The sequence below is a fragment of the Teichococcus rhizosphaerae genome (assembly GCF_002631185.1).
GTDB classification, from domain to species: Bacteria; Pseudomonadota; Alphaproteobacteria; order Acetobacterales; family Acetobacteraceae; genus Pseudoroseomonas; species Pseudoroseomonas rhizosphaerae.
The window spans coordinates 75,556-99,227 of record NZ_PDNU01000006.1 but is presented as its reverse complement, the minus strand read 5'-3'; the positions used below and the strand labels follow the sequence as shown (position 1 = coordinate 99,227).

23 protein-coding genes are annotated in these 23,672 nt (G+C 72.9%); 18 read left to right on the top strand and 5 right to left on the bottom strand.

Annotation, left to right across the window (positions count from 1 at the left end; genetic code table 11):
* Positions 1–9: 9 nt before the first annotated feature.
* The 3 genes from CR162_RS06045 to CR162_RS06035 are packed head-to-tail and all read left to right on the top strand — an operon-like array spanning position 10 to position 2,499.
* A complete protein-coding gene (locus CR162_RS06045; RefSeq protein ID WP_099094633.1) occupies positions 10–903 on the top strand; it encodes a YicC/YloC family endoribonuclease in 894 nt (297 codons plus the stop codon).
* Positions 900–1,529 carry a guanylate kinase gene (gene gmk, locus CR162_RS06040; RefSeq protein WP_099094632.1) on the top strand — a complete coding sequence of 210 codons (630 nt, stop codon included), beginning with the start codon at positions 900–902 and terminating at the stop codon, positions 1,527–1,529. Before CR162_RS06045 ends, gmk begins: the two co-directional genes overlap by 4 nt.
* Before the next feature lie 52 nt (positions 1,530–1,581).
* Positions 1,582–2,499 carry an AEC family transporter gene (locus CR162_RS06035; protein ID WP_099094695.1) on the top strand — a complete coding sequence of 306 codons (918 nt, stop codon included), beginning with the start codon at positions 1,582–1,584 and terminating at the stop codon, positions 2,497–2,499.
* 7 nt (positions 2,500–2,506) lie between these two features.
* Here CR162_RS06035 and CR162_RS06030 read toward each other — a convergent pair whose 3' ends face one another.
* Complete coding sequence (locus tag CR162_RS06030; protein WP_218014839.1) at positions 2,507–2,782, bottom strand: usg protein; 276 nt, start codon at positions 2,780–2,782, stop codon at positions 2,507–2,509.
* Positions 2,783–3,065: 283 nt separating this feature from the next.
* Here CR162_RS06030 and groES point away from each other — a divergent pair, with 283 nt between their 5' ends.
* The 4 genes from groES (at position 3,066) to CR162_RS06010 (ending at position 6,110) form a co-directional block, all read left to right on the top strand.
* On the top strand, positions 3,066–3,356 hold the full coding sequence (gene groES, locus CR162_RS06025) for a co-chaperone GroES (protein WP_040612562.1): 291 nt from the start codon (positions 3,066–3,068) through the stop codon (positions 3,354–3,356).
* 53 nt (positions 3,357–3,409) lie between these two features.
* Positions 3,410–5,050, top strand: a complete 1,641-nt coding sequence (gene groL / locus CR162_RS06020; protein ID WP_099094630.1) for a chaperonin GroEL — start codon at positions 3,410–3,412, stop codon at positions 5,048–5,050.
* A gap of 272 nt (positions 5,051–5,322) precedes the next feature.
* A complete protein-coding gene (locus tag CR162_RS06015; RefSeq protein WP_099094629.1) occupies positions 5,323–5,526 on the top strand; it encodes a cold-shock protein in 204 nt (67 codons plus the stop codon).
* A 44-nt stretch (positions 5,527–5,570) separates the two neighbouring features.
* Entirely contained in the window at positions 5,571–6,110 is a 540-nt protein-coding gene (locus tag CR162_RS06010; protein WP_099094628.1) for a DUF2165 family protein, read from the top strand.
* Between the two features lie 6 nt (positions 6,111–6,116).
* Here CR162_RS06010 and CR162_RS06005 read toward each other — a convergent pair whose 3' ends face one another.
* Genes CR162_RS06005 through CR162_RS05995 form a run of 3 tightly spaced genes read right to left on the bottom strand, consistent with a single transcriptional unit; the run spans position 6,117 to position 11,518 of the window.
* On the bottom strand, positions 6,117–8,177 hold the full coding sequence (locus CR162_RS06005; RefSeq protein ID WP_099094627.1) for a prolyl oligopeptidase family serine peptidase: 2,061 nt from the start codon (positions 8,175–8,177) through the stop codon (positions 6,117–6,119).
* A 29-nt stretch (positions 8,178–8,206) separates the two neighbouring features.
* Positions 8,207–8,629 carry a tellurite resistance TerB family protein gene (locus CR162_RS06000; protein ID WP_099094626.1) on the bottom strand — a complete coding sequence of 141 codons (423 nt, stop codon included), beginning with the start codon at positions 8,627–8,629 and terminating at the stop codon, positions 8,207–8,209.
* A 48-nt stretch (positions 8,630–8,677) separates the two neighbouring features.
* Positions 8,678–11,518, bottom strand: a complete 2,841-nt coding sequence (locus CR162_RS05995; RefSeq protein ID WP_099094694.1) for an ATP-dependent DNA helicase — start codon at positions 11,516–11,518, stop codon at positions 8,678–8,680.
* A gap of 209 nt (positions 11,519–11,727) precedes the next feature.
* Between CR162_RS05995 and CR162_RS05990 the strand changes: the two genes are divergently transcribed.
* Positions 11,728–13,383, top strand: coding sequence for a lysine--tRNA ligase (locus CR162_RS05990; RefSeq protein ID WP_099094625.1), 1,656 nt, complete (start codon positions 11,728–11,730; stop codon positions 13,381–13,383).
* Between the two features lie 5 nt (positions 13,384–13,388).
* The gene (locus CR162_RS23075; protein WP_099094624.1) at positions 13,389–15,308 is read left to right on the top strand and encodes a phosphatidylglycerol lysyltransferase domain-containing protein; all 1,920 of its coding nucleotides are present in this window, start codon (positions 13,389–13,391) and stop codon (positions 15,306–15,308) included.
* A 45-nt stretch (positions 15,309–15,353) separates the two neighbouring features.
* Here the strand turns inward: CR162_RS23075 and CR162_RS05980 are convergent, their stop codons facing one another.
* The gene (locus CR162_RS05980; RefSeq protein ID WP_099094623.1) at positions 15,354–16,004 is read right to left on the bottom strand and encodes a S24 family peptidase; all 651 of its coding nucleotides are present in this window, start codon (positions 16,002–16,004) and stop codon (positions 15,354–15,356) included.
* 126 nt (positions 16,005–16,130) lie between these two features.
* On the opposite strand from CR162_RS05980, the gene CR162_RS05975 reads away from it, so the two are divergent.
* The 9 genes from CR162_RS05975 (at position 16,131) to CR162_RS05935 (ending at position 23,629) form a co-directional block, all read left to right on the top strand.
* Positions 16,131–16,562 (top strand): hypothetical protein, encoded by a 432-nt coding sequence (locus CR162_RS05975; RefSeq protein WP_099094622.1) that lies wholly within the window; start codon positions 16,131–16,133, stop codon positions 16,560–16,562.
* A gap of 74 nt (positions 16,563–16,636) precedes the next feature.
* A complete protein-coding gene (locus CR162_RS05970; protein ID WP_245870149.1) occupies positions 16,637–17,041 on the top strand; it encodes a hypothetical protein in 405 nt (134 codons plus the stop codon).
* Positions 17,042–17,185: 144 nt separating this feature from the next.
* Positions 17,186–17,419, top strand: a complete 234-nt coding sequence (locus CR162_RS05965; protein ID WP_099094620.1) for a hypothetical protein — start codon at positions 17,186–17,188, stop codon at positions 17,417–17,419.
* Positions 17,420–17,423: 4 nt separating this feature from the next.
* On the top strand, positions 17,424–18,851 hold the full coding sequence (locus CR162_RS05960) for a portal protein (RefSeq protein ID WP_099094619.1): 1,428 nt from the start codon (positions 17,424–17,426) through the stop codon (positions 18,849–18,851).
* Between the two features lie 8 nt (positions 18,852–18,859).
* Positions 18,860–19,609, top strand: a complete 750-nt coding sequence (locus tag CR162_RS05955) for a capsid assembly protein (protein ID WP_099094618.1) — start codon at positions 18,860–18,862, stop codon at positions 19,607–19,609.
* A 177-nt stretch (positions 19,610–19,786) separates the two neighbouring features.
* On the top strand, positions 19,787–20,620 hold the full coding sequence (locus tag CR162_RS05950; protein WP_099094617.1) for a phage capsid protein: 834 nt from the start codon (positions 19,787–19,789) through the stop codon (positions 20,618–20,620).
* Positions 20,621–20,733: 113 nt separating this feature from the next.
* Positions 20,734–21,303: a hypothetical protein gene (locus tag CR162_RS05945; protein ID WP_099094616.1), complete on the top strand. Its 570-nt coding sequence runs from the start codon at positions 20,734–20,736 to the stop codon at positions 21,301–21,303.
* A gap of 5 nt (positions 21,304–21,308) precedes the next feature.
* On the top strand, positions 21,309–23,189 hold the full coding sequence (locus CR162_RS05940; RefSeq protein WP_099094615.1) for a hypothetical protein: 1,881 nt from the start codon (positions 21,309–21,311) through the stop codon (positions 23,187–23,189).
* The gene (locus CR162_RS05935; protein WP_099094614.1) at positions 23,189–23,629 is read left to right on the top strand and encodes a hypothetical protein; all 441 of its coding nucleotides are present in this window, start codon (positions 23,189–23,191) and stop codon (positions 23,627–23,629) included. Before CR162_RS05940 ends, CR162_RS05935 begins: the two co-directional genes overlap by 1 nt.
* Positions 23,630–23,672 lie beyond the last annotated feature (43 nt).

Below are 23,672 nucleotides of genomic sequence, written 5' to 3'. Positions count from 1 at the left end.
AGGCCGGGCATGGCTCTCTCGTCGATGACCGGCTTCGCCCGGCACGCGGGCACCCTGCCGGACGGCACGGGTTTCGTGTGGGAACTGCGCAGCGTCAATGGGCGCGGACTGGATGTGCGGATCCGCCTGCCTCCCGGGCTGGACCCGCTGGAGGCGAGGCTGCGCGACGCCGCGACGGCCCGATTCAGGCGCGGCAACATCTCCGCCACCCTGACGCTCAAGCGCGAGGAGCGGGCGCCCCGCCTGACGCCCGACCCGGCGGCGCTGGCCCAGGCGATCCGGCTGGCGCTGGAGGTGGCGGCGCAGATCCCCGGCTGCCCGGCCCCGCGCGCCGAGGCGGTGCTGGCCCTGCCCGGCGTGCTGCGGGCCGAGGCCGTGGAGCCGGCCGAGGCCGAGCTGGAAACCCGCCATGCCGTCCTGGCCGAGGGTTTCGCCGTGGCGCTGGACGGGCTGGCCGAGGCCCGCCGCGCCGAGGGTGCCCGGCTGCACGCCATCCTCTCCGCGCTGCTCGACGAGATCGCCGCGCTGCGCAAGGCCGCCGCCGCCGAGGCCGCCGCCCAGCCCGCCGCGCACCGCGCCCGGCTGACCGCCGCCCTCGCCGCCCTGCTGGAAGGCGAGACCCGCGTGCCGGAGGAGCGGCTGGCGGCCGAGGTGGCGCTGCTGGCGCAGAAATCCGACGTGCGGGAGGAGCTGGACCGGCTGGGCGCGCATCTCGGCGCCGCGCGGGCGCTGCTCGCCTCGGCCGAGGCGGTGGGGCGGAAGCTTGAATTCCTCACCCAGGAATTCGGCCGCGAATCGAACACGCTGGGGGCGAAGTCGGCCAGTCTGGCGCTCACCCGGCTTTCCCTGGACCTCAAGGCCGCCATCGAGCGGCTGCGCGAGCAGGCGGCGAACGTCGAATGAACCGTATGTCCCGGCGCGGGCTCTGCCTCGTGCTTTCCGCCCCCTCGGGGGCCGGCAAGTCCTCCGTCAGCCGCGCCCTGCTCGAGCGCGAGCCCGAGCTGCGGCTTTCGGTGAGCGCCACCACCCGCGCGCCGCGCCCGGGCGAGCAGGAGGGGGTTCACTACTTCTTCCGCAGCGTGGCGGAGTTCGAGGCGATGGAGGCGTCGGGCGGGATGCTGGAAAGCGCCCATGTCTTCGGCCGCCGCTACGGCACGCCGCGCGCGCCGGTGGACGAGGCGCTGGCGGCGGGGCGCGACGTGCTGTTCGACATCGACTGGCAGGGCCACCGCCTGCTGCGCCAGGCGCTGCCGGGCGACGTGGTGGGGGTGTTCCTGCTGCCGCCGAGCCTCGAGGAGCTGGAGCGGCGCCTGCATGGCCGCGGGCAGGACCCGGCCGAGGAGATCGCCCGGCGCATGCGGGCCGCGCGCGACGAGATCAGCCACTGGGCCGATTTCGACCATGTGCTGGTGAACAGCGACTTCCACGAGACGGTGGCGGAGGTGCGCGCCATCATCCATGCCGCGCGCAGCGCCCGGGCGCGGCAGCCCTGGCTGCCCGGCTTCATCGACGGCCTGCTGCGCCCGTGACCCGGCGGCGGCGGCCCGGCGCGCCATGGCCGCCGCGCGCGAAGGCATCCCCATGTCCGTGCTGCTGAACGTCGTGGCCCCGATCTTCGCGATGATCGGGATCGGCTATGCCGCCGCGCGCCGCCGCTGGATCTCGGAGGAGGCGCTGCGGGGCATGACGGATTTCGTCTTCCGCCTCGCCATGCCCTGCCTGCTGCTGAACGGCGCCACCACGCCGCACCCGGATGGCGGCGCGACGGCGCTGGCCTTCTTCGCCGGCTGCCTCGCGGCCTATGCGCTGGCGCTGCTGCTCGGCCGCGTGGTGCTGCGCATGAAGCTGGACGAGGGCGGCACCTTCGCCCTCAACGCCGCCTTCGGCAACACGGCCATGATCGGCGTGCCGCTGGTCATCGCCGCCCATGGGCAGGCGGGGCTGGCGCAGCTTCTCGCCATTCTCGGCCTGCACTCGCTGATCCTGCTGCCGCTTGGCACGGTGGTGGGGGAGATCGCGCAGAATGCGCGGGCGCCGGTGCTGGGCATCGCCCGCTCCACCTTTCTCTCGGTGCTGCGGAACCCGATCGTGCTGGCCGTGCTGGCGGGGCTGGTGATCCACCAGTCCGGGCTGGAGGTGCCGCCGGTGGCGCGGCGCTTCCTGGAGATGACGGGCATGGCCGGGCCGCCGGTGGCGCTGTTCTGCCTCGGCGCCAGCCTGGTCGCCTTCGACGCGCGGCGGGACTGGCCCTCGGCGCTGCTCTGCTCGGCGCTGAAGCTGCTGCTGATGCCGGCGCTGGTGTGGCTGGCGGGATGGCTGCTCGGCCTGCCGAGGCTGGCGCTGGCCGTGGCGGTGCTGGCGGCCGGCATGCCGACCGGCGCCAACGCCTTCTTCCTGGCCCGCCGCTACGCCGCGGGCGCCGAGCGCTCCGGCGCCACGGTGCTGCTCTCCACCATCCTCTCGGTGGCGACGCTGGCGGTGCTGCTGGCCGTGCTGTGAGCGCGCCTCAGTGCAGGTTGAACTGCCCGGCGGCGTAGCGGAACTCGGCCGGACGGGTGAGGGCGGCGGAGGCCACGCGCACCGAGTGCAGCGGGCCATGGATCTCGCGCTGCCAGAAGTCGAGGAAGCGGTGCAGCTCGGGAAAGCGCGGCGCGTGATCCACCTTCTGCCACACGAAGCTCTGCAGCAGCCCGGGATGGTCGGGCATGTGGTAGAGGATCTCGGCCGTGGTCAGCCGCCAGTCCGGGATGCGGACGATGGCCTCGATATCCCGCAGCAGCATGGGCGCTTGTCTCCGTTCCGGTGCGGCCCGGCCTTGCCGGGCCAGTGGTGATTCCCCTCCTCGGGCTTCGGAGCATGCCATGGGAGGCCCGCGGCCTTGCAAGAAAAACCTTCACAATCAGGCAGTTAGCACTCATCGCAGGAGAGTGCTGCTTGGTGCTTGACGCGGTGCCGAGACTTCCCTAGATCGTCTGGCACTCGCCGGGGGTGAGTGCTAACAGGCTTGCCCGCCGGCCGAGGCAACCGTCGCTGAATGCGCCACACAGGGCGTCAGGAGAGGGCCAATGAAGTTTCGTCCGCTGCATGACCGCGTCGTCGTCCGCCGGCTGACCGCCGAGGAGAAGACGGCGGGTGGGATCATCATCCCCGACACCGCCAAGGAGAAGCCGATGGAAGGCGAGATCGTCGCCGTCGGTTCCGGCGCGCGCAACGAGCAGGGCGTCGTCGTCGCCCTGGACGTGAAGGTCGGCGACCGCGTCCTGTTCGGCAAGTGGTCCGGCACCGAGGTCAAGATCAGCGGCGAAGAGCTCCTGATCATGAAGGAATCCGACCTGATGGGCGTGATCGCGGCCTGATCTCGGCCTGCGGACCCCATCCTTTCCCAACAGATCAGACGAGGTAGAGAACCATGGCTGCTAAGGACGTGAAGTTCGGCGCCAACGCCCGTGAGCGGATGCTGCGCGGCGTGGACATCCTGGCCGACGCCGTGAAGGTGACGCTGGGCCCGAAGGGCCGCAACGTCGTCATCGACAAGTCCTTCGGTGCCCCGCGCATCACGAAGGACGGCGTGACGGTCGCCAAGGAAATCGAGCTGGCCGACAAGTTCGAGAACATGGGCGCGCAGATGGTGCGCGAAGTGGCCTCGAAGCAGAACGACCTGGCCGGTGACGGCACCACCACCGCGACCGTGCTGGCCCAGGCCATCGTGCGCGAGGGCGCCAAGGCGGTTGCCGCCGGCATGAACCCGATGGACCTGAAGCGCGGCGTCGACAAGGCCGTGACCGTGGTCGTCGAGGAGCTGAAGGCCCGCACCCGCAAGATCACCACCTCCGCCGAGGTCGCCCAGGTCGGCTCGCTCTCCGCCAATGGCGAGACCGAGATCGGCGAGATGATCGCGACGGCGATGGAGAAGGTCGGCAACGAGGGCGTCATCACGGTCGAGGAGGCCAAGGGCATCCAGACCGAGCTCGACGTCGTCGAGGGCATGCAGTTCGACCGCGGCTACGTCTCCCCGTATTTCATCACGAATGCGGAGAAGATGATCGCCGAGCTCGAGAACCCCTACATCCTGATCCACGAGAAGAAGCTGTCCCAGCTGCAGCCGATGCTGCCGCTGCTGGAGACGGTGGTGCAGTCCGGCCGCCCGCTGGTGATCGTGGCCGAGGACGTCGAGGGCGAGGCCCTGGCCACCCTGGTGGTCAACAAGCTGCGCGGTGGCCTGAAGATCGCCGCCGTGAAGGCCCCGGGCTTCGGTGACCGCCGCAAGGCGATGCTCGAGGACATCGCGATCCTGACCGGTGGCCAGGTGATCTCCGAGGATCTCGGCATCAAGCTCGAGACCGTCACGCTGCAGATGCTGGGCCAGGCCAAGACCATCCGCATCGAGAAGGAGAACACCACGATCGTCGACGGCGCCGGCTCCAAGGAGGACATCCAGGGCCGCGTGGAGCAGATCAAGGCGCAGATCGAGGAGACCACCTCGGACTACGACCGCGAGAAGCTGCAGGAGCGCCTGGCGAAGCTGGCCGGCGGCGTGGCCGTCATCCGCGTCGGTGGCTCCACCGAGGTCGAGGTGAAGGAGCGCAAGGACCGCGTGGACGACGCGCTGCACGCGACCCGCGCCGCGGTCGAGGAAGGCATCGTCCCCGGTGGTGGCGTGGCCCTGCTGCGCGCCGCGCAGAAGCTGTCCGACGTCAAGGGCCTGAACAACGACGAGCAGGTCGGCATCGAGATCGTCCGCCGCGCCATCCAGGCGCCGCTGAAGCAGATCGCCGAGAACGCCGGCAAGGACGGCGCCGTGATCGCGGGCGAGGTGCTGCGCGAGGATGCCTACGAGTACGGCTATGACGCCCAGCTCGACGGCTACAAGAACCTGGTCGAGGCCGGCATCATCGACCCGACCAAGGTTGTCCGCACGGCGCTGCAGGACGCGGCCTCGGTCGCCTCGCTGCTGATCACCACCGAGGCGATGATCGCCGAGCGCCCCGAGAAGAAGGCTCCGGCCGCTCCGGGCGGCATGGGCGGCATGGGCGGCGACATGGACTTCTGATCCCGCCAGGGATCAGGGTTCTCCCGCAGAGCCTGAGACGATGAGGGGGCGGCCCGCAGGGGCCGCCCCTTTTTCGTTGCGCGGCCGGCGCCAGGCATGCCGGTTTGCGTTGACAGCCTGTTAACGATCTGCCCCACTATCCGGGCCAGACGCTTCCGCTCGCCTTGCCGTGCCTCCGGAGACCCGGTCGCCCTTCAAGCCGTCCCCGGACGCCGGCTGGGTTATCGGCTCGGGCGCTCCTGCCCGGCCAGTGCGAACAAGGAGTGCGTCGCATGGCGACTGGCACCGTGAAGTGGTTCAACGCGACCAAGGGCTTCGGCTTCATCGTCCCCTCCGATGGCGGCAAGGACGTGTTCGTCCACATCACCGCCGTGCAGAAGGCCGGCCTCCAGGGGCTGAACGAGAACCAGAAGGTCAGCTACGACGTGGCGATGGAGCGCGGCAAGGCGGCCGCCACCAACCTCAAGCCGCTCTGATTCCGGCGCGGACAGGGGCGGGCCGACGCCACCCGGCTGTCAGCATGCCCCTGCCGCTTTTCCTCGCGCGATTCTCCAAGCTCGCCATGGTGGCGGGGCTCGCCGCCTTCGCCCTGCTGGTGGCCTGGAACAATCTGGTCGATTACGGCTCGAACTTCGCCTTCGTGGCGCATGTGCTGAGCATGGACACGACCTTCCCCGACACTGCGCTGCGCCACCGCGCCATCACCACGCCGGCGCTGTGGCATGCCGGCTACCTGCTCATCATCCTGGGCGAGGCGCTGACCGGCCTGGCCTACGCCGCCGCCGCGCTGCTGATGGCCCGCGGGCTGCGCGGCCCGGGCTTCGCCGCGGCCAAGGGCTGGGCACAGCTCGGCGCCGCGCTCGGCTTCCTGGTCTGGTTCCTGGGCTTCCAGGTGCTGGGCGGGGAATGGTTCCTGATGTGGCAATCGGCCAGCTGGAACGGGCAGGAAGCGTCCTTCCGCTTCACCACCACCCTCCTGCTCGTCACCCTCTATGTGGTGCTGCCGGAGAGCTTCGGCGGCGGCGGACCCGGCAGGGCCGGCCCGCCGCCGCCGGGCTGAGCCGCCTCAGCCCGCTTCCGGGTCCCAGCCGATGGCCCGGCGCAGGAAGGCGGCGCCCAGGGCCGAGAAGCTCGCGACCTCGCCATTGTCCTTGCCATAGCCGTGCCCGCCCGCCTCGGGCTCGTAGAACCATGCGTCATGGCCCATGGCCTGGAGCTTGGCGGCCATCTTGCGGGCATGGCCGGGATGCACGCGGTCGTCCCGCCGCGTGGTGGCCAGCAGGATGGGCGGGTAGGCCCGGCCCGGCTCCGCCGCGTGATAGGCGGAAAAGGCGCGGATGAAGTCCCATTCCTCGGGCTTCTCCGGGTCGCCGTATTCGGCAATCCAGCTCGCCCCCGCCAGCAGCTTCGTGTAGCGCCGCATGTCGATGAGCGGAATGGTGCAGAACAGGGCGCCGAACCGCTCCGGGTAGCGCGTCAGCATGTTGGCGATGAGCAGCCCGCCATTCGAGCCGCCCTCGGCGGCGATGCGCCCCGGCACGGTGACGCCGCGCGCCACGAGGTCGGCGGCGATGGCCGCGAAGTCGTCATGGCTGCGGCTCTTGGCGGCGCCGCGCCCGGCCTCGTGCCAGGCGGTGCCGAACTCGCCGCCGCCGCGGATCTGGCCGATCACGGCGGTGCCGCCCTTTTCCAGCCAGAGCCGCCCCGTGCCGGCCGAGTAGTAGGGCAGGCGGGAGACGCGGAAGCCGCCATAGGCGGAGAGATGCACCGGCGCGTTCCCGTCCCCCTCGCGCGGGCCGACCTGCACATAGGGGATGCGCTCGCCATCCGCCGAGGTGGCCTCGTGCCGCGTCACGGCGAGGCCCGTGGCGTCGAAGCTGGGGGTCGAGGCCTTCAGCAGCGCGGGCGCCGCGGGGGCGGTGCTGGTGAGCAGCAGGCGCGGCGGCGTCACCGGATCCTGCGCCAGGGCGAGCAGGGTGCCGTCGGATTCCTCCGCCTCGCTGTCCAGCGGCCAGAGATCGACCACGCCGATGCGCGGCAGGCCAGGGATCTCGGCGGCCGCCCAGTCGCCCGGGGTGAGCAGGGTATAGACCGGCGCCAGGTCGTCCAGCACCGACAGCACCAGCCTGCCATGGCACCAGAAGAAGCCCTGCAGCGCGCGGCGCGGCGCGGGGGTGAACAGCACGCGGGGCGAGAGCGTGCCGCCCAGCACGGCGGCAAAGTCGAAGGCCAGCAGCGTGTCGGGCGCGTATTCGGTGCCGCCGATCGTCCAGGGGCTGCGCGGCTTCACCGCCAGCCAGCCGGCCTGCCAGGTGAAGCTGGCATCGGTGGGCAGCTCCAGCCGCGCGGTGGGGCCGGCGCGGCCGCCCAGATGCACGACGGTGTCGTAGAAGCCGGTCTTTTCCAGGAAGACGATGCGCTCGGCCCCGCCCTCGCGGTCCACCGCGCCCCACAGCCCCATGCTCTCGGGCGCCGTCTCGAACAGCACGGGCGCTTCCAGGGGCGCGGCGCCGCGCTTCCACAGCCGCACCCGGCGTGGATAGCCGGACTGGGTGGCGTTGCCCTCGCCCAGGGCGGTGGACAGCAGCAGCGTGTCCCGGTCCAGCCAGGCGGCGCTGCTCTTGGCCTCGGGCAGGGCGAAGCCGCCCGGCACGGCGGCGCGGGCGGCGAGGTCGAACTCGCGCAGCACCACGGCGTCCCCGCCGCCGCGCGACAGGCGCAGCAGCGCGCGGTCATGCGTGCCGAACAGGGTGGTGGCGCCCTGCCACACCCAGTCCTCGCCCTCGGCGGCGGCCAGGGCGTCGAGGTCGAGCAGCACCTCCCATTCGGGCGCCTCCTCGCGGAAGGCCGCCTCGGTGGCGCGGCGCCACAGGCCGCGCGGGTGCTCCGCGTCCTGCCAGAAATTGTAGAGATGGGAGCCGCGCCGGGTGACGTGCGGCAGCTTGCCGGGGCGGTCCAGCGCCGCCTTCAGCCCGTCGCGGTCGGCGGCGAAGCGGGCATCGGCGAGGCGCGCCAGGGTGCGGGCGTTCTGCGCGGCCACCCAGGCCAGGGCCCGCCCGCCCTCGATCTCCTCCAGCCACAGATAGGGGTCGTCATCGGGGGCGGCGAGGGTGGGGCGCGGGTCCATGGCGTGGGCTTCCCGGGAAGAGGCGCGGCTCAGACGATCTGGTAGCGGGCCTTGGCGGCACGCTCGATGGCGCCGGCGATCAGGCGGTCGATGTCCATGCCGATGCGGAAATCCTGCAGGAAGCGCAGCTCCTCCTGCGTCGCGTCGCCATCGGCGGCGGCCACCTCGCAGGCCAGCAGGTAGGCGGTCTCGCGCAGGCGGGGCGGCAGCGCGTCGCGGATCAGACTGCAGGCGCGGTCCAGCCCGTCATTCTGGCCGAGCAGCATCAGGCAGGATTCGGTCACCGTCTCGATCTCCTGCGCCAGGAAGCCATCGAACACCGGCAGCTCCTGCACCAGGCGGGACATCATCTTCAGCTCCGCGTCGGACATCTGCCGGTCGGCGGCGGACATCAGCACCATGGCGCAGACCAGGGCCTCCTGGGCGTTGAAGCGGATCTTGGTGTGCGGCATCGGTCGGTTCCTTGCTTGGGCTATGCGTATCGCGCGGCGGTGCGCGGTTCAACGTCCGGCCAGGAAGGCGGTTGTCTGGCGCACCGTCTCGGCCAGGCCCAGGCGCTGGGGCGTGACGCCTTCCGGCAGGCCCGCCAGCAGGCGGGAAGGGGTGCGGGGGTCGAGCAGCACGAACACGCCGCGGTCGTCGGCGCGGCGGATCAGCCGGCCGAAGGCCTGGCGCAGCCGGTGCCGGGCGATGGCGTCGTCATAGGAGGAGGGGCGGCCGCCCGAGAGATGGATGCGCCGCTCCCGGTGCAGGATGGACGGGCGCGGCCAGGGCACGCGGTCGAACACCAGCAGGCGCAGCGCGCGGCCGGGCACGTCCACGCCATCCCGCAGCGCATCGGTGCCGAGCAGGCAGGAATCCTCCTCGGCGCGGAAGATGTCGACCAGCGTGGCGCTGTCCATGGCGTCCACATGCTGGGCGTAGAGCGGCAGGCCGGCCTCGGCCAGGGCGGGGGCGATGCGCGCATGCACCTCCCGCAGGCGGCGGATGGCGGTGAACAGGCCGAGCGCGCCGCCGCCGGCCGCCAGGAAAAGCTGCTGCATGGCGGCGGCGATCTGACCCGGGCTCTCCCGCGTGATGTCCTCCACCACGAAGGCGCGGGTGTTGGCGGCATAGTCGAAGGGGGAGGGCAGCGCCGCGCGGATGGCGGGGCTGGGCAGGTGCTGCACGCCGGTGCGCGCCTCGGCCTCGCGCCAGGCGGCCTCGGGGTCGGCGCGCGCCGCGTCGCGCAGCGTGGCGGAGGCGATCAGCACGCCATGGGCGGGCGCGGCCACCTGGGTGGCGAAGGGCACGGTGGGGTCCAGCCAGTGGCGGTGCAGCCCGGCGTCGATGTCCCGCCCCTCGCGCCGGGCGAGCGCCAGCCAGTCCACATAGGTGGGGCGCTGGCCGGGCTCGGCGGGGTTCTCGCGCAGGCGGCGCAGCATGGCGAGCCAGGCGGTGAGCGGCATCAGCGCGCGGCGCTCGATGCTGCGGCTGGCGGTCTCAAGCCGGATGCGGGCGCCGGTTTCCAGCTCCTGGTCCGGGTCCTCCAGGATGTCCACGATGAGCCGGGCCAGGTGCTTCAGCGGGTCGCGCAGGGCTTCCAGCGCGGTTTCCAGCGCGGCGGCGGCCTCGGGCAGGTCGTCATGCAGCGGGTGGAGGTCGCACTCGGCATCATAGAGCGGGTCGCCCTCGGCGGTGCGGGCGAGCACCTGGGCGCGGACAGCCCGGAGAAAATCCTCGGCCGGGGTGCCGTCGCGGAAGCCGGCGCGGCGGGGCATGCCGGGCGCGGGCAGGGAGGGTCCGCGCGGGTCCTCCGGCAGCTCCTCCCCGTCCTCGGCCAGGGTGGCCTCGGCCTCGGGCAGCGCCGCCCAGCGGTCCCACCAGCCGGAGGCGGGCAGGGCGCGGGCGGAGTGCTCGGTCAGCTCCAGCGGCGGGATCAGGGCCGGGTGCTCGGCCAGGGTCTCCTCCAGCCGGCGGCGCAGGCCGCGGGCGCGGCCCCGCCCGCCCTCGTTGCCCAGCAGCCAGCGGCGCAGCTCCGCCATCTCGGCGCCGGACAGCTCGGCCGAGAAGGCGCCGTCGGCGGCGTCGAACAGGTGGTGGCCCTCGTCGAACACGTAGCGCAGCGCCGGGCCGTCATCGCCGCCGCCGAGCGCCGCCTGCACCATCACCAGCGCGTGGTTGGCCACCACCAGATTGGCGGTGGCGGCGCGGCGGATCGAGTGCTCCACGTAGCAGCGCTTCCAGTGCGGGCAGGCGGAATGGATGCACTCGCCGCGCCGGTCGGCCAGCAGGGAGATGGCGCCGGCGGGGAACAGCTCCGCCAGCCAGCCGGGGAAGTCGCCGCCCAGCAGGTCGCCGTCCCGCGTGGCCAGCGCCCAGCGCGCCACCAGCCCCAGCGCCACCAGCCGCGCCGGCATGGCGCCGCTCACCGCCTCGTCGTAGTTCAGCAGGCAGAGGTAGTTCTCCCGCCCCTTGCGGATGACGACCTTCTGCCGCCGCTCCTCGGGCTCGGGGTAGAGGCGGGCCAGCTCCTGGTCGAGCTGGCGCTGCAGGTTGCGGGTGTAGGTGGCGATCCAGACGGGCGCGCCGTTGCGCTCCGCCCAGAGGCTGGCCGGCGCCACATAGCCCAGCGTCTTGCCGGTGCCGGTGCCGGCCTCGGCCAGCACCAGGCGCGGCTCGCCCGGCAGGTCGCGCGGGGTGAAGGCGAGGCTGGCGGCGGAGGCGAAATCGGCCTGGGACGGGCGCTGCTCCGCGTCTCCGCCCAGGATCTCGGCCAGCCTGGCGCGCGCCTCGGCGGGCGAGACGGGGTGGCTGCCGGGAGGCGGGGGCGGGGCGCCTTCCTCCCAGTCCGGCAGGGCGCGCCACACCTTCAGCGCATCGCGCGAGGGGCGGATGCCGGGCTGGCCGAGCGCCGCCAGCACCGAGGGGGTCCAGGGCCAGTCGGCGGCCTCGGCCAGGCGGGCGGCGAGCGCGCCGGCATCCCGGTTCAGCGGCGCGTTGCGGGCGCGCGCCAGGCGGCGCAGCAGCTCGGTGGCGATCTCGGGCAGCAGGGCGGCGGCGGATTCCGCGTCCGCGGGCGGCGGCATCTCCAGGGCGAGGGCCAGGCCGCGCGGCGTGGGCGGCGCGGGCTGCGCCGGCAGGCAGAAGGCGAACAGTTCCAGCAGGTCCCAGGCGCCGGGCAGGCCGGGCAGGTTCAGCCGCCTCGCCGTGGCCGGGGCGTGCACCAGGATGGGCGGCCCCAGCTCGCGCAGCGCCGCCGGCACCTGCGCCGCGCGCAGCATGGAAAGCTCGCCATCCGGCGTCAGCAGGGCGGCACGGCCGGGGGCCGGGGCGACCAGGGCGGGCGCGTCGGGCAACAGCAGGCGCGGGGGCAGGGCGCCGCCCTTGCCCGCGGGCGCCTGGGGGAGGGCCGGGATGGAGGACACGGGCGGAACCTAGGGGCAAAAGGCGAACGAGGCCAGGACGCGGCACGGTTTTTCCCAAAGGTGATGGCCGCGCATGGATGCGGGGGCAGCCCTGCCCAAGCGGCGCGTTGACCGGGCGCTGCGGCGCTGGCATGGGGCGCTGCATGACCGCCGATCCATCGCTCCGCACCGTCAAGGCCTGGCCCTTCGAGGAAGCCGCCAAGGTCGCCGATCGCATCGCCGCGGCCGGCAAACCGGCGGCGCTGTTCGAGACGGGCTACGGCCCCTCGGGCCTGCCCCATATCGGCACCTTCGGCGAGGTGGCGCGCACCACCTGGGTGCGCCAGGCCTTCGAGCGGATGACCGGCCTGAAGGGCCGCCTGCTGGCCTTCTCGGACGACATGGACGGGCTGCGCAAGGTGCCGGACAACGTGCCGAACGGCGACATGCTGCGGCAGCATCTCGGCAAGTCGCTGACCGCCATCCCCGACCCCTTCGGCACGCATGAGAGCTTCGGGCACCACAACAACGCCCGGCTGCGCGCCTTCCTCGACGCCTTCGGCTTCGAATACGAGTTCGCCTCCGCCACCGACTATTACCGCTCCGGCCGGTTCGACGCGGCGCTGCTGCGGATGCTGGCGGTGCATGAGGAGGTGCGGCAGATCATCTTGCCGACGCTGGGGCCGGACCGCCGCGCGACCTACTCGCCTTTTCTGCCGGTCCATCCCAGGACCGGCGTCGTGATGCAGGTGCCGCTGGAAGAAACCCGCCCGCAGGACGGCACCATCGTCTGGCGCGACCCGGACAGCGGCGAGCGCTTCGAGACGCCCGTCACCGGCGGCCATGTCAAGGCGCAGTGGAAGGCGGACTGGGCGATGCGCTGGTTCGCCCTCGGCGTCGACTACGAGATGTCGGGCAAGGACCTGATCGACAGCGTGAAGCTGTCCTCGGCCATCTGCCGGGTGCTGGGGGCGGAGCCGCCGGTCAGCATGACCTACGAGCTGTTCCTCGACGCCCAGGGGCAGAAGATCAGCAAGTCCAAGGGCAATGGCCTGACCATCGAGGAGTGGCTGCGCTACGCCCCGCCTGAGAGCCTGGCCTACTTCATGTACGGGCAGCCGGGACGCGCCAAGCGGCTGCATTTCGACGTCATCCCGCGCGCGACGGACGAGTATCTCTCCGCGCGCGAGAAGCTGCGCGCCAACCCGGATCCGGCCAACCCCGACTGGCACATCCATGGCGGCGAGGTGCCGAACAGCCCCGAGCCGCCGCTGACCTTCGGCATGCTGCTCAACCTCGCCACGGTGGCCGCCGCCGACACGCCGGAGCGGCTGTGGAAGTTCGTGCGCAACTACGCCCCCGGCGCCACGCCGGAAACGCAGCCGCTGCTCGGCCAGCTCGTGGAATACGCGGTGGCCTATGCGCGGGACTTCGTGCTGCCCGGGCTGAGGCCACGCGCGCCGACGCCGGAGGAGCGCCCCTGCTTCCAGGCGCTGATCGACCTGCTGCGCGCGCACAGGGAGGAGATCGAGGCGCTGCCGCCGGGCCTGCCCCAGGCCGAGCGCATCCAGGTGGACGTATATGACGCGGGCCGGCGCGAGCCCTTCATCCAGCTGATGAAGGACGGCTCGCCCGGCGTCGCGCGCGGCTGGTTCAACGCGCTCTACCAGGTGCTGGTGGGCGCCGACCAGGGGCCGCGCTTCGGCAGCCTCGCCGCCGCCTATGGCGTGCCGGAGACGATCCGGCTGGTGGAGGAGGCGCTGGCGCGCCCCTCCGCTTCCCCGGGCGCCATGCCGGAAGCGGAGGCGGCGTCCGCGTGAGCCGCATGGGCCGAGCCCTTGGCCTGCTGCGACGGCATGGGCCGACGGTGTTCGGCCTGCTGCTGCTGGTCGGCGCCCTGTATGTAGTGCAGCGCGAGCTGCGGGATCTCTCGATGGCGGAGATCCGCGCCGCCATCGCCGCCGTGCCCGGCCACGCGCTGTGGGTGGCGGGCGGCTGGACGCTGCTGGCCTATGCGGTGCTCACCATCTACGACCGGCTCGGCTCGGTCTATGCCGGCAAGCCGGTCAGCTATTCCCGCACCTCGCTGGCCTCGTTCTGCGCCTACACCCTGGCGCACAACCTGGGCTTCGCCGCGGTCTCGGGTGCCGCGGTGCGCTACCGCTTCTACGCCGCCTGGGGGCTGACGCCGGGCGAGATCGCCAAGGTCATCGCCTTCACCAGCCTCACCTTCGGGCTGGGGGGCATGGCGCTGGGCGGCATGGTGCTGATCTGGGAGCCCGAGGTGGTGCCCTGGATCGCCGAGAACCTGCCGCACTGGGCGATGCAGGCGGTGGGCGTCGCGCTGCTCGGCGTGGTGGGCGGCTACATCATGCTCTCGCGCTTCCTGCCGCACTTCACCCTCTTCGGGCACCGCATCGACCTGCCCGGCTTCCGCATGGCCTGCGCGCAGACGGTGCTGGCGGGCGTCGATGTCGCCGTCACGGCGATGATCTTCTACGCGCTGCTGCCGCCGGCCGAGGGGCTGAGCTTCGCCCGCTTCCTGGGTATCTACCTCGCCGCCTACACGGCGGGGCTGGCGGCCAACGTACCGGGCGGGCTTGGCGTGTTCGACACGGCGGTGCTGGTGGGGCTGCAGCCCTATGTGCCGGCGCCGCAGGTGATCGGCGCGCTGCTGCTGTTCCGCTTCTTCTACTACATCATCCCGCTGTTCCTGGCGGGCGCGCTGTTTGCCGCCTTCGAGATCAACCAGCGCCGCCACCTGCTGGGGCGGCTCGGCACCGAGAGCCGCGCGACCGATGCGCTGGAGGGGCCGGCGCTGGCCGGGCTTTCCGGCCTGGCGGGCGTCGCCCTGCTGTTCATCGGGGCGCTGCCGGCGCGGAGCTCGCGGCTGGCCGTCTGGGCGGGCGAATGGGCGGCGCTGGCCAGCCACTTCGCCGCCTCGGTGGTCGGCTCGCTGCTGCTGGTGGTGGCCTATGGCATGCTGCGGCGGCTGCGCCTCGCCTGGGTGTCGGGCATCGTGCTGCTGATGGCGGGCACGGTGGTGGCGCTGCTGCGCGGCGAGCCCTGGTTCATCTCGGGTGGCTTCCTGGCGCTGGCGGGCGTGCTGGCCTGCATCCGCACCGCCTTCTACCGCGATGCCCGCCTGACCGGGGAGCCGCTGACCGCCGGCACGCTGGTGCCGCTGGCGGCCAGCGCCGTGGCGGCGCTGGCCCTGGCGCGAATCGGCTGGCAGGGGCCGGTGGCGGACGAGCCCTGGTGGGCCGTGCCCTTCTCGGAGGAGGCGCCGCACACGCTGCGCTTCGCGGTGGGGCTGTGCGGCGTGCTGCTGCTGGTGGCGGTGGTGCGGCTGCTGCGCCCGGCGCGGATCCGCGCCATGCCCTACGATCTCGGCGCCCGCGCCAGGCTGGCCATGCTGGGCGCGCGGGTGCCGGCGCAGGCCGATGGCGCCATCTTCGCCGAGGGGGGCCGCGGCGCCGGCTTCGCCTTCCGACGACGGGGCGATGTGTGGGTGGGGCTCGGCGATCCGGCGGGCGACGAGGCGGCGCGCATCGCCGCGCTGTGGCGCTTCCGCGACCTGTGCGAGCGCAACGGCGTGGCGCATGCCTTCTGGCAGGTCGGCCCCGACATGCTGCGCGCCTATGAGGATACGGGGCTGGCCGCCGTGCCGCTGGAAGATGGCCGCTTCCTGGTCTGCCCCCCCGAGCGCGATCCGCAAGGGCTGCTGGAGCAGCTCGCCCGCTGACGCGCGGGCGGCCCGGAAAGGCCTTTTCCTCGGGCCTTCCGCCGCCTACTGGCTGGCCCAGAGGATGCGGTGCATCCACAGGATCTCCGACAGGTCGAAGCTGTAGTGCGGGTGGGCGGGGTTGAGGCTGGCCAGCTCGATCCGGCGGGCGGACTGGCGCACCAGCTCCTTGGCCATCACCTCGCCCTTCACCGTCCGCACCACCACGCGGTCGCCGCGCCGCACGGGGGAGTTGGGGGAGACAATGATGATGTCCCCGTCGCGGAACACCGGCTCCATGCTCTCGCCGGAGATTTCCAGCGCATAGGCGTTGGGGTCGGCCAGTTCGGGCGAGCTGATCTCGTCCCAGCCGGCGCCGACGGGGTAGCCCCCATCGCCGAAATAGCCGTCGCTGCCCGCCTGGGCCATGCCGATGAGCGGGATGCGGCGCCCGGACAGGGGGCGGCCGGTGGCGCTGTTGAGCGTCGGCGCGCCAGTCACCAGCGAGGCGAAGCTGTCCATTTCCGTGCCGGTGGCAGAGAGGATCTTGGCGATGCTTTCCGTCGAGGGCCAGCGGGCGCGGCCGTCGGCGCCGACACGTTTCGACGGATTGAAGGCGGTGGGGTCGAGACCAGCCTTGCGGGCAAGGCCGGAGGGAGACAGGCCGTGCTCGGCTGCCAGGGCATCGACCGCCCGCCAGATGTCGTCGTGACGCATGGGCCGATTATCCTAGGTCAGCAATCCGGAATCAATAGGAACATGATCACATTTAGGTGTTGACGCCTAGGATGAGCGCTCGCAATGATGAACAAGTCATCAACCTATTGGCGAGGCATAGCCCCCATGACGGCCGCTCTCCGCTCCAATGCCACCACGGTCCTGGCTTCCCTGGCGAAGGCCGAGCCGTTCCGCAGCGCCGACGAGGCCTGGTTCTGGACCATGGCCGCGCTGACCGCGCGCCGCGACGGCGCCCGGGTGGTGGCCGGCGCCGGGCGCGCCCTGCGGCCCTGCGATCCGGACGACGTGGTGAAGTGCCTGGACCGGCTCTATCGCCAGCGCCGCATCGACCTGGTTCATGCCCGCATCATGCGCCTCTGGGGCGAGCGTGGCATGGCCCCGGACCCCGCCTGCTTGGCGGAGAGGAATGACTGGCGGATCTGGTCGGAAGCCATGCAGCGCCTGGAGTGGCCTTTGCGTATCAAGGGGATCGTGGCTGGCCCGAGCCTTGGCGAGACGGCCGAGGTGGTGCCCCTGCCGCGGCGGTGGGAAGGGTGAGCGCCGCCATGCAGCCGGCCGCGCGGCCATGGCGGCTCTCGCCACGCCACGCCCTGGCGGAAGGCGAGCAGCAGGTGTGGATCGGCTTCGGCGGGCAGGCGGACCAGCCCTGGCTGCGGCTGCTGCGGCCCGGCTTCCGCCACTGCTTCGCGGCCATCCGCGACCGGCAGGGATGGAGCCTGGTCGAGCCGCTTTCGGGGCGGCTGCTGGTGAGCCGCGCCGGTGTGGCGGCCGAGTTCGATCTTCCGGCCTTCTACCGCCGCGCGGGTCTGTCGGTTGTGGGGCCCTTCCGCCCCGGGCCGCCGGCGGGGGATGGCTGGCTGCCGAATATAAGCCTTTATTCCTGCGTTCAGCTGTGCCGGGCTGTGCTGGGGGCGGGGGCGCCATGGGCCTTCACCCCCCACGGGTTGTACCAGGCCTTGGTGAACGAAAAAGAAAATAGGAAAAAAATCCTTGACGCGAGCCTTCCGGTTGGTTAAACAGGTCCTCGTCAACGGGTGAGTTGCGCCCTGAGGCATCCTCCCGCTCCCCGCAGACCTCTCGAACCCGCCCGGACCCGCTCCGGGCGGGTTCGTGGCTTTCCGGGAGCTTTCCCGCCGCATCCCGAAGGAGCCCGAACGCGCATGGGTGGCCTGTTCCGCGCCCCGAAGCCGGTGGTCGTGACCCCGACCACGCCGGCCGAGCCCCCGCCCGCCGGCCCCACCCCCGAGGCCGCCGCCCAGGCCGACCGGGCGGAGAACCAGACACGATCCCGCCGCGGGCTGGCGGGCACCATCACCACCTCCGCCCGCGGCGTGCTGGACGCCGCCCCCGCCGCCGGCTTGGCCGGTGCCCGCAAGACCCTGCTTGGGGAATGAACGCATGAGCCTGACGCCCGAGACCCTGCTGGCCCGCCACCAGGCGGCGCAGGACCGGCGCCGCCCCTGGGAAAGCGTCTGGCAGGAATGCTACGACCACGTCCTGGCCGGCACCCCCGGCAGCGGCGGCCCCGCCCTGTATGACGCGACGGCACCCGATGCCGCCGAGCAGCTCGCCGCCAGCCTGCTGGCCGAGCTGACGCCGCCCTGGTCGCGCTGGTTCGGCCTCGCCCCGAGCCGCGCCCTGGCCGAGGGGCCGGACGGCGCCGCCGCCGCCGCCGCGCTGGAGCACGCGGCCGAGACGCTGCAGGGCCATCTCGACCGCTCCAACTTCGCGCTGGAGATGCACCAGGCCTTTCTCGACCTGGTGGTGGCCGGCACCGGCGTGCTGCTGGTGGAGGAGGCGCCGCCCGGCGCGGCCTCGGCGCTGCGCTTCACCGCCGTGCCGCTGCGCGAGGCGGTGCTGGAGGAGGGAGCGGGCGGGCGGCTGGACACCGTCTATCGCAGCGTGATGCTGGAGCCGGCCGCGATCCGGGCCCGCTTTCCCGGCGCGGCGCTGCCGGCCGCGATGCTCGCCGAGCGGGCGCCGGAGCAGGCGCCGCCCCGCCACCGGGTGGTCGAGGCCGTCTGGCCGGAGGGGCATGGCAGCGCCTACCTCGCGGTGCTGGACTGGGAGGGACAGGCGGTGCCGCTGGCCACCGGCCGCTTCCTCGACAGCCCCTTCATCGCCTTCCGCTGGATGAAGCTGCCGGGCGAGGTCTATGGCCGCGGCCCGGTGATGAAGGCGCTGCCCGACATCCGCACCGCCAACAAGGTGGTGGAGCTGGTGCTGAAGAACGCCTCCATCGCCGCCACCGGCATCTGGCAGGCGGAGGATGACGGGGTGCTGAACCCCGCCACGGTGCGGCTGGTGCCGGGCGCCATCATCCCCAAGGCGCCGGGCTCCTCCGGCCTGACGCCGCTGGCGGCGCCGGGCAATTTCGATGTCTCGCAGCTCGTGCTGGACGACCTCCGGGCGCGCATCCGGAGCGCCCTGCTGGCCGACCGGCTGACCCTGCCGCGCCAGACGCCGATGACGGCGACCGAGGTGCTGGAGCGCAGCGCCGAGAGCGCGCGGATGCTCGGCGCCACCTATGGCCGGATGCAGGCCGAGCTGCTGACGCCGCTGATCGGCCGCTGCCTCGCCATCCTGCGCCGCCGCGGCGAGGTGCCGCCGGTGATGCTGGACGGGCGCGAGGCGCGGCTGACCTACCAGTCGCCGCTGGCCCGCGTGCAGGGCCGCGCCGACGCCGCCAACACGCTGCTGTTCCTGCAGGCCGTGGCGGCGCTGGGCCCCACGGCCGCGGCGCAGCTCGACCTGGCGGCGGCGACCCGCCACCTGGCCCGCACGCTCGCCGCGCCGGCCGGTCTCCTGAACCCCGTCGAGGAGTGACGACCCGCATGTCCGAGAATCTGCTGGAACCCGCGCCGGAGCCGGCTGGCCCGCCCCCCGGCCGGCCGGAGGATGTGCCGGAGAAGTTCTGGGATGCCGAGAGCCGGTCCCTGCGCGTGGACGCGCTGCTGAAGTCCTACCGTGAGCTGGAGAAGCGCCTGTCCCAGCGCGTTGCCCCCGCCAGCTTCGGGCCGCCGGGCGAGGACGCGCCGGAGGAGGAGCGCATCCGCTTCCTGCGCGCCATGGGCGTGCCGGAGACGCCCGAGGAATACGCCATCGAGCCGCGCCACGAGATGTGCGGGCCGGACGCGGCGGTGAACGCGCGGCTGCACGCGGCGGGCTTCACCTGCCAGCAGGTGCAGCTCGTCTACGACCTCGCGGCGGAGCGGCTGCTGCCGCTGATCGCCGAGGCGGCGGCCGATTACGAGGCGCAGAAGCAGCGCGGCAGGCTGGCCCAGGAACTGGGCGGCGAGGAGGCGTATCAGCGCCTCGCGCCGCAGATCGCCGCCTGGGGCCGCGCCAACCTGGCGCCGCCGGTGTTCGAGGCGCTGTCCACCACCGCCGAGGGCGTGCTGGCGCTGCACCGCATGATGGCCAAGGGCGAGCCCGGCCTGGTGCGCGACGCCGAGCCGGCCGAGCAGCTCGACGAGCAGGCGCTGCGCCGGATGATGCGCGACCCGCGCTACTGGCGCGCGCGCGAGCCGGAATACGTCAAGCGCGTGACCGACGGCTTCAGGCGCCTGTTCGGCCAGGGCTGACGCCCGCCCGGCCGGACGCGGCGCCAGCCTTCCGGCCGCCCTCGACCCTTTCCGCCGCCGCCCAACCCGGCCTTCCGCCGGGCGCGGCGGCATGCCCGCGCCGCCGGCCCCGCGGGGCCAACCGGTGGCGCGGGCGCGCGCCCACCCCGATCCCTGCCCATCCTGAAGGAACACGGTATGTCCGCTTCCATCGACCAGGTCTTCGCGAAGCAGTTCCAGTCCGAGGTGCACGATGCCTATCAGCGCCAGGGCAGCAAGCTGCGCCCGACGGTGCGCAGCAAGGGCGGCGTGCGCGGCGCCTCCACCATGTTCCCGGTGGTGGGCCACGGCACCGCGGCGGCCAAGGCGCGCAACGGCACCGTGCCGGTGATGAACCTGTCCCATTCCAACGTCGAGTGCTTCCTGCAGGACTACTACGCCGGCGAGTGGATCGACCGCCTGGACGAGCTGAAGACCAACATCGACGAGCGCCAGGTGGTGGCCAATGCCGGCGCCTACGCGCTTGGCCGCAAGACCGACGAGCTGATCATCGCGGCCCTCGACACCGCGACCAACGAGGCGGTGGGCACCGCCGCCGGCACCACCGACACGGACGGGCTGACCAAGGCCAAGGTGCTCAAGGCCTTCGAGATGCTGGGTGCCGCCGACGTGCCGGATGACGGCAACCGCTTCGCCATCGTCGGCTGGAAGCAGTGGAGCGAGCTGCTGCAGATCGAGGAGTTCGCCAACAGCAACTATGTGGGCGACGCCGACCTGCCCTGGAAGGGCACGCAGGTGAAGCGCTGGCTGGGTGCCACCTGGATGCCGCATTCCGGCCTGACCCGCAGCGGCAGCCTCCGCTTCTGCTACTTCTACCACCGCACGGCGGTCGGCCACGCCGTGGCGCAGGAGGTCTCGACCGACATCACCTGGCATGGCGACCGCGCCGCCTACTTCGTCAATAACATGATGAGCCAGGGCGCGGCGCTGATCGATCCGGCCGGCGTGGTGCGCATGCGCGCCGCCGAGTGACGCCCCCGCGGGCGCCGCCGCAGGCGCGCCCGCGAACCCGCAGAACGGGAGATAGGCCCGGGGGAGTTCCTTCCCCCGGGCCTTCTTTTTTCCAGCCGGAGGGATTCCCCGCGATGGCGCTGTCCGCCCTCATCCTCTGCTCGCGTGCCCTGCTGAAGATCGGCGCGCAGCCTGTCGCCTCCCTCGACGAGGGCACCGCCGAGGCGGAGGTGGCCGCCAACCTGTACCCGGCGGTGCGCGACGCGCTGCTCTCGGCGCACCCCTGGAGCTTCGCCACGGGGCAGGCGGCGCTGCCGCGTCTCGTCGCCGTGCCGCATGCCGACTACGCCCACGCCTTCCAGCTTCCCGCCGACTTCCTGCGCGTGATCTCCGCCGGAAGCGCCGGCGCGGGGCGCGGCATGGACTACCGCATCCACGAGCACCGGCTGCACAGCGATGCCGCGGCGGTGACGCTGACCTACCTGTTCCGCCCCGGCGAGAGCGCCTTTCCGGCCTTCTTCGCCAATGCGCTGGTGTCGCGCCTCGCGGCCGAGTTCTGCATCCCGCTCACCGAGAGCGGCAGCCGCGCCGAGATGCTGCACCGCCTGGCCGAGCACGAGATGCGCCAGGCGCGGCTGATCGACAGCCAGCAGCAGGCGGTGCGCGCGATCGAGGACTTTCCGCTGATTTCCGCGAGGGGATGAGACGCATGGCCGCCGGCCGCAGCACCAAGACCAGCTTCACCGCGGGCGAACTCGGCGACCAGCTGCTGGGCCGGGGCGACCTGCGCGCCTTCGAGAACGGCGCGCGACGCCTGCGGAACGTGTTCATCCAGCCCACGGGCGGCGTCACGCGCCGGCCCGGGCTGCGCCATGTGGCGATGCTGCCCGGCGCCGCGCGGCTGATCGCCTTCGAGTTCAACACGGAGCAGAGCTACCTGCTGGCGCTGACGCATCAGCGCCTCGACATCTTCCGCGACGACGTGGTGGTGGCGACCCTCGCCGCGCCCTGGACCGCCGCGATGCTCGACCAGATCGCCCATACCCAGAGCGCCGACACGCTGCTGCTGCTGCACCCCGCCATGCCGCCGCAGCGCGTGACGCGCAGCAGCCATACGAGCTGGAGCATCGGCGGCTGGGAATGGGCCGCGCCGCCCTTCTTCCGCTTCGCCGCGCCGGAGCTGGCGCTGACGCCGAGCGCCACCACCGGCAGCGTGACGCTGACGGCCAGCGCGCCCTTCTTCGCCCCCGGCCATGCCGGCGCGCAGCTGCGCATCGGGGGGCGGCGGGTGACGGTGACGGCGGTCGCCTCCGCCACCAGCGCCACCGCGCAGGTGGCGGAGGCGCTTTCCGCCGCGGCGCCCACGCCGGACTGGGACGAGGCGGCCTTCAGCGGCGCGCGGGGCTGGCCGGCGACCGCCTGCTTCCACCAGGACAGGCTGGTGCTCGGCGGCTCGCGCGACCTGCCGAACCGCCTGTGGCTTTCGCGCTCGGGCGACCTGTTCAACTTCGACCTCGGCACCGGCCTCGACGACCAGGCGATCGAGTTCGGCCTGCTGTCGGACCAGGTGAACGCCATCCGCGCGGTGTTCTCGGGGCGCCACCTGCAGGTCTTCACCTCCGGCGCGGAGTGGATGGTGACGGGCGACCCGATGACGCCCGCCTCGATCCAGCTTCACCGGCAGACGCGCATCGGCATGCCGAACAGCCGCATCCTGCCGCCCGTCGACGTCGATGGCAGCACCATCTTCGTCGCGCGCTCCGGCCAGGCGGTGCACGAATTCGCCTATACCGACGTGCAGCAGGCCTATCAGGCGAACGACCTGGCGATGATGGCGCGCCACCTGGTGCGCGACCCGGTCTCGCTCGCCTATGACCAGACGCGCCGCCTGCTGCACGTGGCGATGGCCGATGGCAGCCTCTCGACCCTGACGCTCTACCGCGCCGAGCAGGTGACGGCCTGGATGCGCCAGGAAACCGAGGGCGCCTTCCGCGCCCTGGCCGAGATCGACGGCACGGTGTGGTGCGCGGTCGAGCGCGCGGGCTCGGTGCGGCTGGAGCGCTTCGACGACGCGCTCGCCGTCGATGCCGGGCTGACCGGGGCGGCGGAGGCGCCGCGGGAGCGGTGGAGCGGCCTTGCCCACCTCCAGGGCCGCGCCGTGCAGGTGGTGGCCGATGGCGCGCCGCTCGGCGCCTTCGCCGTCGATGGCGGCGCGGTGACGATCGAGCCCGCGGCCCGCGCGGTGCAGATCGGCCTCGGCTTCAGCCATGTGATCGAGCCGCTGCCGCCGCAGCTGCTCAGCGCCGGCGGCAGCCGGAGCGGGCCGCTGCGCCTGGTTTCCGCCACCTTCCGGCTGCTGCAGACGGCCTCCCTTTCGGTCGATCTCGGCCGTGGCCCCCAGCCCGTGCCGTTCCGGCGCCTCGACACGCCGCTGCTGGACGCGGCGCCCCCGGGCTTCACCGGCGACGTGACGCTGCGCGCCTTCGGCTGGCGGCGCGACACGATGCGGCCGCTCTGGCGCATCGAGGGCGACACGCCGCTGCCGCTCACCCTGCTTTCCGTCACCATCGAGACGAGGATGACCGACTGATGGCCCAGCTCGCCCCCATCGCCACGCTTGTCGGCACGGGTGCCTCGCTCTACGGCACGGTGCGCCAGGGCCAGGCGCAGGCCGCCCAGGCCCGCGCGCAGCAGCAGCAGGAGGCCGCCAGCCTGAGCGCGCGGCAGCAGCAGCTCGCCGCCCAGGAGGGCGCCGACGCGCAGGCGCGGCAGGACAGGCTCGCGCGCACCGTGGCCTCCACCCGCGCCCGCCTCGCCGCGGCCGGCGTCAGCCCCGACGAGGGCTCGGCCGCCGCCATCACCACGGGGCTGGAGCGGGATGCGGCGGAAGCGGCGCGGAGCAGCCAGGAGGCGCTGGCGGCGCGCATGGCGGCGGGCCGCAGCTCCCTGCTGCGCGAGGACGGCTCGCTGACCACCTGGCTGCGCGCCGGCTCCAGCTTCGGTGGCGCGCTGCGCTCCCTGCTCGACTAGCGCGGCCCGGGCAGCGCCCCCGCGGCCACGCGGCCGCTCCAGA